This window comes from Mesonia sp. K4-1 (genome assembly GCF_008017825.1).
Lineage (GTDB): Bacteria > Bacteroidota > Bacteroidia > Flavobacteriales > Flavobacteriaceae > Mesonia.
The window spans coordinates 13,843-28,631 of the sequence record NZ_VRLS01000010.1 but is presented as its reverse complement, the minus strand read 5'-3'; the positions used below and the strand labels follow the sequence as shown (position 1 = coordinate 28,631).

The 14,789-nt window shown below is 33.7% G+C and carries 11 protein-coding genes; 7 read left to right on the top strand and 4 right to left on the bottom strand.

What is annotated here, in order from left to right:
* The first annotated feature begins 57 nt into the window (after window positions 1-57).
* A complete protein-coding gene (locus FT986_RS00685; RefSeq protein WP_147863369.1) occupies window positions 58-2,133 on the top strand; it encodes a M1 family metallopeptidase in 2,076 nt (691 codons plus the stop codon).
* Window positions 2,133-3,038: a patatin family protein gene (locus FT986_RS00680; protein WP_147863368.1), complete on the top strand. Its 906-nt coding sequence runs from the start codon at window positions 2,133-2,135 to the stop codon at window positions 3,036-3,038. Before FT986_RS00685 ends, FT986_RS00680 begins: the two co-directional genes overlap by 1 nt.
* Before the next feature lie 4 nt (window positions 3,039-3,042).
* Here FT986_RS00680 and FT986_RS00675 read toward each other — a convergent pair whose 3' ends face one another.
* Entirely contained in the window at window positions 3,043-3,564 is a 522-nt protein-coding gene (locus tag FT986_RS00675; RefSeq protein ID WP_111541649.1) for a hypothetical protein, read from the bottom strand.
* Between the two features lie 17 nt (window positions 3,565-3,581).
* Window positions 3,582-5,186: an FMN-binding glutamate synthase family protein gene (locus tag FT986_RS00670; RefSeq protein WP_147863367.1), complete on the bottom strand. Its 1,605-nt coding sequence runs from the start codon at window positions 5,184-5,186 to the stop codon at window positions 3,582-3,584.
* A 166-nt stretch (window positions 5,187-5,352) separates the two neighbouring features.
* Between FT986_RS00670 and FT986_RS00665 the strand changes: the two genes are divergently transcribed.
* From FT986_RS00665 to FT986_RS00655, 3 genes are all read left to right on the top strand, one after another.
* Entirely contained in the window at window positions 5,353-7,677 is a 2,325-nt protein-coding gene (locus FT986_RS00665; RefSeq protein WP_147863366.1) for an ATP-dependent helicase, read from the top strand.
* 56 nt (window positions 7,678-7,733) lie between these two features.
* Window positions 7,734-7,943: a DUF2945 domain-containing protein gene (locus tag FT986_RS00660; protein ID WP_147863365.1), complete on the top strand. Its 210-nt coding sequence runs from the start codon at window positions 7,734-7,736 to the stop codon at window positions 7,941-7,943.
* Between the two features lie 61 nt (window positions 7,944-8,004).
* Window positions 8,005-8,622, top strand: a complete 618-nt coding sequence (locus FT986_RS00655; RefSeq protein WP_147863364.1) for an L-threonylcarbamoyladenylate synthase — start codon at window positions 8,005-8,007, stop codon at window positions 8,620-8,622.
* A gap of 27 nt (window positions 8,623-8,649) precedes the next feature.
* Here FT986_RS00655 and acs read toward each other — a convergent pair whose 3' ends face one another.
* Window positions 8,650-10,590 carry an acetate--CoA ligase gene (acs, locus tag FT986_RS00650; RefSeq protein ID WP_255505872.1) on the bottom strand — a complete coding sequence of 647 codons (1,941 nt, stop codon included), beginning with the start codon at window positions 10,588-10,590 and terminating at the stop codon, window positions 8,650-8,652.
* A gap of 59 nt (window positions 10,591-10,649) precedes the next feature.
* Window positions 10,650-11,558, bottom strand: a complete 909-nt coding sequence (locus FT986_RS00645; RefSeq protein WP_147863362.1) for a tryptophan 2,3-dioxygenase family protein — start codon at window positions 11,556-11,558, stop codon at window positions 10,650-10,652.
* A gap of 162 nt (window positions 11,559-11,720) precedes the next feature.
* Here FT986_RS00645 and trxB point away from each other — a divergent pair, with 162 nt between their 5' ends.
* A complete protein-coding gene (gene trxB / locus FT986_RS00640; protein ID WP_147863361.1) occupies window positions 11,721-12,695 on the top strand; it encodes a thioredoxin-disulfide reductase in 975 nt (324 codons plus the stop codon).
* 195 nt (window positions 12,696-12,890) lie between these two features.
* Window positions 12,891-14,783 carry a phosphoglycerate dehydrogenase gene (gene serA / locus FT986_RS00635; protein WP_147863360.1) on the top strand — a complete coding sequence of 631 codons (1,893 nt, stop codon included), beginning with the start codon at window positions 12,891-12,893 and terminating at the stop codon, window positions 14,781-14,783.
* Window positions 14,784-14,789 lie beyond the last annotated feature (6 nt).

Here is a 14,789-nt window from a genome sequence, read left to right as displayed (position 1 = left end):
TTCATTAGAAAGTTATAGGCTAGGTTTTGTATTTTCGAAACGATATTTAAAAAATGTATGCGATATTTTATTTGGCTTGGCCTATTTCTTTTATCCATAGGGGTGAAAGCACAGCAAACCTCTACGGTAGATTTTACAAAACTTGCAGGAACCGTTCATTTATTACCAGAAAGTAAAAGTGTAAAGGGGGATATTAAAATAGATTTTAAAATTTTAAAAGCAACAGATTCTATTTATTTAGATGCCAAAAATTCAGAAGTAAATTGGGAAGAGAAAAACCAATTTGACTTCAAAACGACGGTAGATAAAATTTGGATAATTGGTGATTTTGAAAAAGGAAAATCTTATTCTTTCAATTTTAAATACCAAATGAACCCCAAACAAACCATGTATTTTGTAGGATGGGATAATGAGGGAAGCAATCAAATTTGGACTCAAGGGCAGGGTAAATATACTTCACACTGGTTACCAAGTATAGACGATCTCAACGAGAAAATAGAGTTCGATTTAGCTTATCGGGTTCCAAAGAACTATACTGTAATCGCCAACGGAAAACTTACCAATAAAAAAACGCAAGGAGATCAAAATATTTGGAGTTTTGATATGAAAAACCCTATGAGTAGCTATTTGGTTGCTGTTGCTGTAGGTGATTACGCTTCCGCGGAAGAAAAATCTGCCTCGGGAGTAAATTTAAAATATTACTATGAGCCTAATCAAAAAGATAAGGTGGAAGCTACCTATCGTTATTCCAAACAAATATTTGATTATTTTGAAAAAGAAATAGGTATTCCGTTTCCTTGGCAAGATTATAAGCAAATTCCGGTAAGGGATTTTTTGTATGCAGGAATGGAGAATACTGGAGCAACCATATTTTCAAATCAGTTTGTTACCGATTCTGTAGGGTTTGTAGATCGTAATTATGTAAATGTAAATGCACACGAGTTGGCTCACCAGTGGTTTGGAGATTTTATTACCGAAACTTCTAGCGAACATCATTGGTTACAAGAAGGTTTTGCTACTTTTTATGCTTTGTTAGCCGAAAGAGAAATATTTGGTGATGATTATTACTATTACAAACTCTACGAAACAGCAGAGCAATTAAAAGAATTAAGCGATAATGGGAAAGGAGAAGCTTTACTAAACCCTAAGGCAAGTTCACTTACATTTTATCAAAAAGGAGCTTGGGCCTTACATATTTTAAAAGAAAAAGCTGGGGAGGAGGCTTTTAATAAAGGAGTGAAAACTTATTTATTAAAACACGCTTATAAAAATGTAAATACAGATGACTTTATAAAAGAAATAGAAAAAGCAGGGCAAATCGATTTATCAATTTATAAAAAAGATTGGTTGTTTCAATCTGCTTTCAAGGCAAGTGAAGCACTAAATTCTTTGAAAAAATCTAAATTTATACAAGAGCTATTAATGCTTAAATCTTTGCGGAACACAGCTCTCGAAGATAAAAAAGCTCAATTAGAACGAGCGTTACAAGAGCCAGTTAACGATTATTTAGGTCAGGAAGTGGTTTATCAATTAGCTCAAGAAAATTCAGCAGAAGTAATTCCACTTTATAAAATGGCTTTTGAAAGCAATAACCTTTTAACTCGCCAAGCTATTGCCATTACGTTGAGTGAAATTCCGCAGCAGCTAAAAAAAGAATTTGAAACTTTATTAGATGATGATAGTTACTTGACAAAAGAAAAAGCTTTTATGAGCCTGTGGCAAAATTTTCCTGAAAAAGCGTCTTATTATTTCGATAAGTTAAAAGGAGTAGAAGGGTTTCAAGATAAGAATGTAGAAATTCTGTGGCTCACCTTACACTTGGTCTCTCCAGATTATGAAAGCGGTCAAAAACCTGAGATTTTTAAAAGGTTATCTCATTATACAGCTCCTCAATATGATTATGCGATTAGAGAAAATGCTTTTGGTTACCTCTACCAAATAGATACTTTTTCTAAACAGAGTTATGAAGATTTATTTGAAAGTACAGCCCATCCCGTGTGGCGATTTAGAAATTTTTGTAGAGAATTATTAGATACACTATGGGAAAACCCTAAACATAGAGCACAATTAATAGCTATGTTAGATAGTGTTCCTAGCGCTCATGCTGCTTACGCAAAAAAGAAATACAATTAATGAGAGCATTAGTTATATCTGGAGGAGGAAGTAAAGGTGCTTACGCGGGAGGCGTAGCCGAACACCTTATAAGAGAACAAAAAAAGAAATACGATATTTTTATTGGTTCATCTACAGGGAGTTTGCTCATCTCTCATTTAGCATTGGGAAAAATTGACAAACTGCACGATATTTATACCAATGTCAACCAAGCGAGTATTTTTAGTTTAAACCCGTTTGTGGTAAAGCACGAAGGAGATCGGGAATATGTAAGTATAAATTACCTTACCACTTTGTTTCAGTTTTTAAAGAAAAAGCGAACTTTTGGGGAAAGTAAAAACTTAAGAAAACTCATAAGAGATAAAATTACAAAGGAAGAATTTTACAAGATAAAAACTACGGTGGCAGATTTGGTCGTAACCGTCTCCAACCTTAGTAAAAATCAAATTGAATATAAATCAATTAAAGACTTTGATTACGAAGAGTTTTGCGATTGGATTTGGATTTCGTGTAACTATGTTCCCTTTATGAGTTTAGTAAAGAAGAATAACTTTGAATATGCAGATGGTGGATTTGGATGTCTAGTTCCTATTCGAGAAGCAATACGACGAGGAGCAACAGAGATTGATGCAGTTATCTTAGAGTCAGAGAATATGGAGTACAATAAGGTTTTGGGTAAAAACCCTTTTTCACTTATGGTAAACCTCTTTGGTTATATGTTAGACCAAGTAGAGCGCAGCAATATTATTGAAGGTAAATTAGCTGCGATTAATAAAGATGTAGGTTTAAATCTTTATTATACCCCAAGTAAACTCACCGAAAACTCATTAATCTTTAATAAAAAATTAATGAGAGAATGGTGGCAACAAGGTTATAATTATGCAGCTAAAAAAGCAAAACATTTAGAAGAGAACGAGTTAAAGTAAACTTCTACCAAATATCGCTTGCTTCCTTTTTTAAGTAAGCAATTCCCGTTTGGCTAGGAGAAGATTTATCCACTAACTCACTTAGAATAAGCTCTCTTAATTTATCAGGATCGCTTACATTCTCGCTCATATTTGTTTTTCTAATAATCGCGATAGTTGAATTTTTGGTAGCTCGTATGGCATTCCAACATTCGGTACTTACGTAAACTTGTTGAGCTAAATTATGCTCAAATTCTTGTTCTATATTTTGTATGAGCAAGTTTTCGTAATCGTGTTTATTATCGTTATAAGGTTTAACTCTTATAAGTAGACTTCCAGGATCTATTCGTTCTAAAAATAAAGTCATTCTTTCTATAGCTTGAAGCCTTAACGGAAGTGATTGTTTACTGTTTTCTACTCTTAATTTAAAAATCCTACGTTTTTGTTCATTTTCAAAATATGAGTTGAAAAAGAAATAAGCCACTAGAGCAACAACAATCGCAGGTAAAATATTAAAAATGATTTGTAAAAAATTAATTTCTTCCATAATGTTTTTAAGATGGGTTAGTATCGAACTTTATCAAGTTCTATAGATTTTTCTGAGGTTTTTCTTTTATAATTTCCGCCAAGATACTCACATTTTTGTAAAGAACGAACTCCCTCAAAAGGAACTTTTACTTTGTGATATTCATACGAGTCGGCCAAGGTTTTTGTAAAATCTTGATCTCCAAGATTTACGTTTACATCATCCATAGTAAATTGGCAAGGATGCTCGTATCCACAAGCGTGAGTAATTTCAATAAACTCTTTACGGAAATTTCTAAAGTACATATTAGTTCTCACCGCTTTATCGTCTACATTAATTCCGCGTTGTAACCACTTGTTTTGAGTTGCTATACCAGTAGGACAAGTATTGGTATGACAAGATTGGGCTTGTATACAACCTATACTCATCATGGCTTCCCGAGCTACATTAATTACGTCTGCTCCCATAGAGAAAGCCATCGCAGCTTGCGAGGGAAAACCTAATTTACCGCTACCTACAAAAACAATTTGTTCAGTTAAATCATAAGTTTTAAAAATCTTGTATATTTTTTGAAAACCATATGTCCAAGGTACAGCCACATGATCGGCGAAACTTGGAGGAGCAGCACCAGTACCACCTTCACCACCATCTATAGAAATAAAATCAGGTCCGCGATTAGTATCTTTCATCTTCTTTGCTAACTCTTGCCATTGTTGTGTTTTTCCAATAGCCGCTTTAACTCCTACAGGAAGACCGGTTTTATCAGCAATCTCTTCTATAAAATCGATCATCTCATCTATACCATCAAACGCAGTATGATAAGGAGGTGAAATAACATCTTTACCCATGGGTACGTGACGAATCTTTGAAATTTCTTCAGTAATTTTAGAAGCAGGAAGAACACCCCCTTTTCCTGGTTTTGCACCTTGCGAAAGCTTAACTTCAATAGCTTTAAGGGTGGGAGTTTCTTCGACTAATTTAATGAGTTTTTCTATAGAAAAACTTCCATCTTCATTACGCATTCCAAAGTAACCTGTACCTATTTGTAGGATTAAATCTCCGCCATTCTTATGATAGGAAGAAATTCCACCTTCCCCAGTATTATGATAGGCATTAGCTAATTTGGCTCCTTTATTTAATGAAGCAATTGCCCTGGCAGAAAGACTACCAAAACTCATAGCAGAAACATTTATTACCGACGCCGGGCGATAAGGTTTTCTCCTTTTGTGGTGTAAGCCCATTACTTTTGCACAGGGCAAAAAATAAGGGTCGTTAATATTAGGGTGATTGACTCCCATCTTGTATGGAGTCATGGCATTATTAATAAAAATATAATTATTTTGATAAATATCTCTATCGGTCCCAAAGCCTTCATAATTGTTTTGGTTTTTTGCCGATGCATACACCCAGCCTCGTTGTATTCTGTCAAATGGTAATTCTTCTCTATTGTTAGCGACAATGTACTGCCTCAATTCGGGTCCTATACTCTCTAACATATATCGAAAATGTCCGACTACAGGAAAATTTCGTGTAATAATATGTTTTTTATTAAAAAAAATATCTCTAATAGCAATTACTACAATAGCAATGATAACCCATTGCCACCAGGTTATTCTAGCTAAAAAATCCAGTACGGTATTCATAAATTTTCACATTTCTAAATAAGAGACTAAGATATTTAAAATATGTGTAAAGAAATAAGGTTTTAACCATTCCTATAGATTTCTAATCTATTGTTTATAAGTTAAGCTTAAAAGCAGAATAATTTTTTTAATTTTTGGTAAATTCACGCTTTTAAAAGCTATTACTTTGGAAAATTACTTAGCCGAACTTAATGATGCACAACGTGCGCCTGTATTACAAAAAGATGGTCCTATGATTGTCATTGCTGGTGCAGGATCTGGTAAAACGAGAGTGCTTACTTACAGAATTGCATATTTAATGAGTAAAGGGGTAGATCCCTTTAATATTCTATCTCTAACCTTTACTAATAAAGCGGCTCGTGAGATGAAAAGCCGTATATCAAAAATTGTAGGAAGCAGTGAAGCTAAAAATCTGTGGATGGGTACTTTCCATTCTATTTTTGCAAAAATTTTACGCTTTGAAGCAGATAAGCTTGGTTACCCTTCCAATTTTACCATTTACGATACACAAGATTCCCAGCGTCTTATTTCTGCTATTATAAAAGAGTTGGGACTAGATAAAGATGTTTATAAATATAAGCAGGTATATTCTAAAATCTCTTCCTATAAAAATAGTTTAATTACTGTTAAAGCTTATTTTCAAAATGGTGAATTACAAGAGGCAGATGCTATGGCGAAAAGACCTCGTTTGGGAGAAATTTACCAACATTATGTTGATAGATGTTTTAAAGCTGGAGCAATGGATTTTGATGACTTACTCCTTAAAACCAATGAGCTTATTACTCGTTTTCCCGAAGTTTTAGCCAAGTACCAAAATAGATTTAGGTATATTTTGGTAGATGAGTACCAAGATACTAACCACTCGCAATATCTAATTGTGCGTGCTTTGAGTGATAAATTTCAAAATATATGTGTGGTTGGAGATGATGCTCAAAGTATTTACGCTTTCCGCGGAGCCAATATTAATAACATTCTTAATTTTCAGCGAGATTACGACAATGTAGAAATGTACAGGTTAGAGCAAAATTACCGCTCTACCAAAAATATAGTTGAAGCAGCCAATTCTATCATTGATAAAAACAAAACCAAATTAGAGAAAGTGGTTTGGACAGCTAATGATGAAGGACCTAAAATCATCGTGAATCGTCTATTAACCGATGGGGAAGAAGGACGTTATGTGGCAAGTTCTATTTTTGAAAATAGAATGGAACACCAAATGAAAAATGGTGATTTTGCTATTTTATATAGAACTAATGCACAAAGTAGAGCCATGGAGGATGCTTTACGGAAAAGAGATATTCCTTACCGAATTTTTGGAGGTCTTTCTTTTTACCAACGTAAAGAAATTAAAGATGTCTTGTCATATTTGCGCTTACTGGTTAACCCCAAAGATGAAGAGGCATTAAAGCGTGTGATCAATTACCCGGCACGAGGGATTGGTGCCACTACGATGGATAAACTGGTTTTAGCAGCCAATCATTATAAGCGTTCTATATTTGAAGTGATAGATAATATCTCTAAAATAGACCTTAAAATTAATAGCGGAACGAGAAACAAGCTTACCAATTTTGCTAATATGATCAAGAGTTTTCAGGTCATGGCGCAAAAAGAAGACCCTTTTAGTGTAGCTGAAGCTATAGCAAAAAAAACAGGGTTAATTCAAGAACTTAAAAAAGACGGTACACCAGAGGGAATAGCTCGTATAGAAAATATTGAAGAGCTCCTTAACGGAATAAAAGACTTTGTTGAAGAACAAAAAGAGCTTGCAGATGCTGAAGGTTCTTTAGCTGAATTCTTAGAGGATGTAGCCCTTGCTACCGATATGGATAAGGCAACGGAAGATGAAGATAGAGTAGCACTAATGACCATACATTTAGCTAAAGGTTTAGAGTATCCTTATGTTTATATTGTAGGTTTAGAAGAAGATTTATTTCCATCGGGGATGAGTATGAATACTAGATCTGAGCTGGAGGAGGAGAGAAGACTTTTTTATGTAGCCTTAACCAGAGCCGAAAAGAAAGCTTATTTAACTTACACTCAGTCTCGATACCGTTGGGGAAAACTTATAGATGCCGAGCCTAGTCGTTTTATAGAGGAAATTGACGATCAGTATAAAGAATACATGATTCCTCAGGATGATTATAAATACAAGCCGCTTATAGATTCCGATGTCTTTGGGGAAGTAGATAAGAGTAGATTAAGACAAACTAAACCTAAAAAAGGAACTCCTCCTTTAGCTCATAAACCTAGTGAAGAGCAATTAAGGAAGTTAAGAAAATTACGCCCCGAGAGCAGTGCTAATTCCGCGAAAGCGTCATCCGAAGCCTTGAAATTAGAAACTGGACAAATGGTGGAACATATGCGTTTTGGAAAAGGAACCATTATTGGAATAGAGGGAGTAGGCCAAGATAAGAAAGCAGAAATCGATTTTGAAAATGGAGGATTAAAAAAATTGTTATTGAGATTTGCTAAATTAAAATTACTCTCTTAAAGTTTTTTAAAATATACCTTTTACTAGTACCGGCTTGTTTATTTTTAAAATAAAAAATGATTAAAGAGGGTTCTAAAGTCAGTTGGAAATGGGGCGATGGTGAAGCTCAAGGAAAAGTTAGAGAGACTTATACTAAAGAGATTACTAAAACCATAAAAGGTTCTAAAATTACTAGAAAAGGAGAGAAAGGTAATAAAGCCATTTTAATAGAGCAAGATGATGGGAATAAAGTTTTGAAGCTAGAAAGTGAAGTCGTTAAAGCTTAAATAAAAATGTTTAAAAGCGATTTTTTTTGGTAACTTATGCTTTCTTAAAAAATCATATTTTATGGCTGAACTAATTAAAATTTACGAGGAAAACCCTTCTCCAAAAGAAATTCAAAAAGTAGTAAATGTCCTTAAAAATGGCGGACTTATAATTTATCCTACCGATACTGTATATGGATTAGGTTGTGATATTACTAACAATACTGCTTTAGAAAAAATAGCTCAGATAAAAGGAGTGAAGTTAGAAAAAGCTAATTTTTCTTTTATCGTTGAAGATTTAAGCAATTTATCTGAATATGCGAGCATCAACAATCAAAATTTTAAAATATTAAAACGTAACCTTCCTGGACCTTATACTTTTATTTTACCAGGAAGTAATAATTTACCATCGGTTTTTAAAAAGAAAAAAACGGTTGGTATAAGAGTGCCTAATAACAACATTAGTAAAGCTTTAGTAGCTGCTTTAGGAAACCCCATTGTGTCTACATCTATCAAAGATGATGATGAGGTATTGGAATACACTACAGACCCTGAGCTTATCGTAGAAAAATGGGGAAAATTAGTCGATCTAGTTATAGATGGAGGATATGGAGATAATGTAGCCTCTACGGTTATTGATTTAACCAATGGTGATCCAGAAGTTATCAGAGAAGGAAAAGGAGACTTATCTATATTTTAAACCTAAAAATAAAATAAAAGATAACGCTTATAAAGCGTTATCTTTTATTTCTTGTACTACATCTGGATTTAAAAGAGTAGATGTATCACCTAGATTATCGGTATCTTTTGAAGCAATTTTCCTGAGTATTCTTCTCATTATCTTACCACTTCTTGTTTTAGGTAAATTATTTACAAACTGAATTTTATCGGGTTTAGCAATTGCGCCAACTTGTTTGGTAATCTCTGCTAAAATTTCTTCTTTTAAATTATCTGTGGCTTCAACATTATCTTGTAAAATCACAAAAGCATATAAGGCATTTCCTTTTATATCGTGTGGAAAACCAACTATAGCACTTTCTGAAACCATTTCGTGCTCATTAATAGCATTTTCTATAGGAGCAGTTCCTAAATTGTGACCAGAAACTATGACCACATCATCAACTCTTCCTGTAATTCTATAATTTGCTGTGGCATCACGGTAGGCACCATCTCCTGTAAAATACATATTTTTATATACTGAAAAATAGGTGTTTTTATAACGTTCGTGGTCGTTCCAAATGGTTCTTGCCATTGCTGGCCACGGAGCTTTTATGGCTAATCTTCCATCGGCTTTTTGACCGTTAAACTCTATTTCTTCTCCATTTTCATCCATCAAAGCAGGTTGAACTCCTGGTAGAGGTAAAGTTGCAAAAGCAGGTCTTGTGGCTGTAACTCCTGCCAGGGGAGAAATCATAATAGATCCTGTTTCTGTTTGCCACCAAGTATCCACAATCGGGCATTTTGTTTTCCCTATATTATCATTGTACCAATGCCAAGCTTCTTCATTAATTGGTTCTCCTACGCTTCCTAATACTTTTAAAGAACTTAAGTCGTGTTCTTCTACTAAAGAAAGTGGTTTTTTTGCAAGAGCTCTTATAGCGGTAGGTGCCGTGTAAAAATGAGTAATTTTAAACTTTTCAATGATTTCCCAAAACCTACCACAATCTGGATAACTAGGAACGCCTTCAAACATCACCGTTGTAACTCCAGAAGCTAAAGGTCCATATATAATATATGAGTGTCCTGTTATCCAGCCAATATCTGCTGTACACCAATAAATAGAGTCTTCTTCAGGTTGGAAAACATTTTGAAAGCTGTAAGTTGTTCCTACCATATAACCACCCGTGGTATGGACCATTCCTTTAGGTTTCCCAGTAGAACCTGATGTATATAATATGAATAAAGGATCTTCTGCATCCATCTCTTCTGGATCACATTCCGCGTAAGCGTTTTGAAGTTCATCAAACCAAAACGTATCTCTTCCTTCTTTCATAGAAGTAGAATTAATGGTTCTACGGTAAACGATTACATTTTCTATACTCGGTGTGTTTTCTAGGGCCTCATCACAAATTCTTTTCAGGTCAATAGACTTCGTACCTCTGTAATAATCGTTTGCGGTAATGAGTAGTATACATTGAGAATCATTAATTCTATTGGCAATAGCTTTACTAGAAAAACCAGCAAAAACTATAGAATGTATAGCTCCGATTCTTGCACAGGCTAACATGGCAATGCTTAGCTCAGGGATCATAGGCATATAGATACAAACCCGATCTCCTTTTTTAATTCCTTTACGTTTTAAAACGTTGGCAAAATGACAAACTTTTACTAAAAGCTGTTTGTAGGTAATCGTTCTAGACTCTTCATTGGGGTCATTGGGCTCCCAAATAATAGCATTTTTATTGGGGGTATTGGCCGCATGTCTATCTAAACAATTTTCTGTGATGTTTAGTTTTCCTCCCTTAAACCATTTAATTTTTGGGGCGCTAAAATCCCACTCTAATGTAGTATCCCATTTTTGTTTCCACGAGAAATTATTAGCAACTTCGCTCCAAAACTTTTCGGGGTTTTCTACACTTCTTTTGTAGGTCTTTTTATATTCTGCGAAAGATTTTATTTGCAGATTATTTTTCATAGTTTTCTTAAATTTAGGTTGTTGGTTTGGTATTTCCTAAATTTAAGAATAAGATATTAAGTTGTTCTTAAAATAAGCCGAAAAAATTAAAATTATTCATTCTCTGCCCAGTTGAGAATTTCTTTTTCAGTCCATAAAAAGGGAAAGAATTTTCTTTGCTGATATTTTGGATGTAGATATTTTTGCCAATTAGACCCCCCTGTAGCTGCTTTTTCCTCTCCTTTTTTGTTGAGGTAATGCTGAGCAGTATTTAAGTGAATCATAGGCCATTTTACATTGAATAAATAATCCATATCTCGTAGGCCATTTTTGAGTGCGTCTGAAGGATTATTGATTTTCAAGAATTTCTCTGCTAAAGTATTACCTTTCATCGCTTCTGCTAATTCTATAAAATCATTAAGATATTTATCTTCAAAAGCTCTCAGCGTTAAACTCTTTTTTCCCGTTTTACGATTATGACCCGCATCTTTCCAATACACTTGATCGAATAAATCTTCTACAGTAGGAATTTCTGGGAGACGTTCTTTTCCTTTACTATTGATGAGGTTTTCTACGGGAGTACAATAAATTTCTAAAAATCTAAATTGAGCACTTTGAAATCCGCTGGCGGGAGCTAAAGTAGATCTAAACGTATTGTAATCATCATAATCCATTCCGTAACGCATTACATCAAAAGAAGTCATGAGCATTTCAGTATATCGGTTCAGCCGATTGACTTTATCTGCTAAAATTTCTTCAGCTAAATCTTTAGAGGTAATTTGTTTTAACTCATGAATCATAAGTTTTAATACAAGTTCTGTTACTTGATGATACATGATAAAGATTTCTTCATCTTCAAAATCTGTTCTTGGCTTTTGTAGAGAAAGCAAAGTATCTACCTGAATGTAATCCCAGTAATTTATAGGTTTAGCTTGTAGCAAACCTTTTAAATAAGTATCGGGGTTCTCTCCTAAGTTCTCGTACTTTTCATCAATCTTGGCAAGAATTTCCTCTCTAGTCATGGCTATAGATTAGTTTACAACAAAAATATTAAAATATACGTAGCAACAAATAGTTAATGCTTTTAATTGCTATTCTTTATAATTATATAATAACTCTTCATCAAATTTATTGTTTTAAATAAATGAAACTTATTATTTTAGCCATTCAAAAAGTAAACAACCATGGCAGAAGAAAATAAAATAGAAAGAATAAAATGTTTAATTATAGGATCTGGACCTGCAGGATACACTGCGGCTATTTATGCTGCTAGAGCAGATTTAAAGCCTATTATGTACACAGGGATGGAGCCTGGCGGACAGCTAACTACAACTACAGAAGTAGATAATTTTCCTGGTTATCCAGAAGGAATTGATGGTCCTACTATGATGGTTCAGTTGCAACAACAAGCAGAACGTTTTGGAACACAAGTTCGCATAGGAATGGTAACTGAAGTTCAGTTCAGTAAAGAAGTAGGAGGTGTTCATAAAGCTTGCATAGATAATAAAACTTGGGTAGAGGCTGAATCTGTGGTAATTTCTACAGGAGCAACAGCAAAATATTTAGGATTACCAAGCGAACAAAAATTACGAGGAGGAGGAGTTTCAGCTTGCGCTGTTTGTGATGGTTTTTTCTATAAAGGACAAGATGTAGCTATTGTTGGAGGAGGGGATACCGCCGCAGAAGAAGCAACTTACTTGGCTAATATATGTAACAAAGTTACGATGCTGGTAAGAAAAGATGAAATGAGAGCTTCTAAAGCTATGCAGCATCGTGTAACCTCTACTAAAAATATAGATTTGCGTTATAATACAGTAGTAGACGAAGTATTAGGAGAACAAGTAGTTGATGGTCTAAGAATGATCAATAATGAAACGGGCGAAAAAGAAGATATAGCCATTACGGGTCTTTTTATTGCGATTGGACACAAACCAAACACCGACATTTTTAAAGGACAGTTAGATATGGATGATACAGGTTACCTTATTACTCAAGGTAAATCTACTAAAACTAATATTCCAGGTGTTTTTGCTAGTGGAGATGTTCAAGATAAAGAATATAGACAAGCGGTTACCGCCGCTGGGACAGGTTGTATGGCTGCATTAGATGCCGAACGTTATTTAGCAACTATAGAAAGTGAAGAAGAAGTTACCGCTTAATTTGGTAAATTTTTATATAGAAAAGCCTTGATGTGTTTACATGTCAAGGCTTTTTTTTGATCCTTAAATTATATACAATATTAAAGTAGAAATTAAAAATATATGTTTCTCGGTGAAGTGGTTTTATTTATAAATCTTACTTTTAAATGAAATTTTTTTTAATCACAAAGTTTAAACTGAACACTTTCAAAACTTATGAAAAGTAACCAAATTTATATCATTGATTTTGACAGTACATTTACTCAAGTAGAAGCATTAGATGAGCTCGCTAAAATAAGTTTAAAAGACAACCCCAAGCAATTAGAAGTTTCAAAAAAAATTGAGGAAATTACTCAGCTTGCTATGGCAGGAGATTTAAACTTTAAGCAATCATTAGACCAGCGAATAAACTTAGTTAAAGCGAATAAAGTTCATCTCGATGAGCTTATCGAAGTATTAAAGGAAAAAATAAGCATTTCCTTTAAAAGAAATGTAAATTTTTTAAAAGATCATGCTTCACAAATTTATATTGTTTCCAACGGATTTAAAGCTTTTATAGTCCCAATAGTTACAGAATATGGAATTTTAGAATCTCACGTGTTTGCTAATACATTTACATATAACCAGCAAGGAGATATTATGGGATTTGATGAATCTAATATTTTAACTGAAAGTAATGGTAAATCAAAATTGCTTAAAAAATTAAATCTTAAAGGTGATATTTATATGATAGGCGATGGTTACAACGATTATGAAGTTAAAGCAGCTGGTTTGGTGAATAAGTTTTATGCCTTTACGGAAAATGTAAAAAGGAAAAATGTAATGGAAAAGGCAGACCATATAACTCCTAGTTTAGACGAATTTTTATATTTACATCATATGAACACGACCTTATCTTACCCAAAAAATAGAATTAAAGTTCTTTTATTAGAAAATATCCACCCTTCAGCTAAAGTAATTTTAGAGAAAGAAGGATATGAAGTCTTGGAGCATAGCGGAGCGATGGATGCAGAAGAATTAAAAGAGAAAATTAAGGATATTTCTATTATAGGAATTCGCTCAAAAACTCAGTTAACTGAAAAAGTACTACAACATGCAAAGCGACTTATTGCAGTAAGTGCTTTTTGTATCGGGACCAATCAAATAGACTTGGAGGCTTGCGCTAAGAGAGGAATTCCAGTATTTAACGCTCCGTATAGTAATACGAGATCTGTAGTAGAGCTGGCCATTGGTGAAATCATTTTATTGCTCAGAAATGTACCTGATAAAATTCAACAAATGCACTTGGGAAAGTGGAATAAATCTGCTACGAGAAGTTATGAAATAAGAGGAAAAAAGCTAGGGATTATTGGTTATGGGAATATTGGAGCTCAACTTTCTGTATTAGCAGAAAGCTTAGGTTTTGATGTATATTATTATGATGTGATTGAAAAATTACCTTTGGGAAATGTTACTAAATGTGACAGTTTAAAGGAACTGCTACAAACTTGTGAAGTCATATCTCTTCACTTAGATGGAAGACCAGAAAACAAAAACTTTATTGACATTGAGCAATTTGATCAAATGCAAGAAGGAAGCGTAATCATAAATTTGAGTAGAGGGCATGTTGTTAATTTAGAAGCTTTGAGAGAGAATATTTTAAGCGGAAAAATTATTGGAGCCGCTATAGATGTGTATCCAGAAGAACCAAAGACTAATGATGAAGCTTTTGAAAGTATTCTTAAAGGATTACCTAATGTAATATTAACGCCGCATATAGGAGGAAGTACATTAGAAGCTCAGGAGAATATTGCTCAGTTTGTACCTCAAAAACTCATGGATTATATCAATACAGGAAGTACCACCAATAGCGTCAATTTTCCTAATTTGCAATTACCTATTTTAAAAGATGCACATAGGCTTATACATATACATTATAATACACCAGGTATCTTGGCAAAGATCAATGAATTATTAGCTAAACATCAAATAAATATCGATGGCCAATACTTAAAAACTAACGAAACTATTGGATATGTTATTACAGATGTAAATAAAGCTTACGATGAAAGTATAATAAAAGAGCTCAAAAATTTAGAAGGAACAATAAAATTTAGAGTACTTTATTAAGTGAAT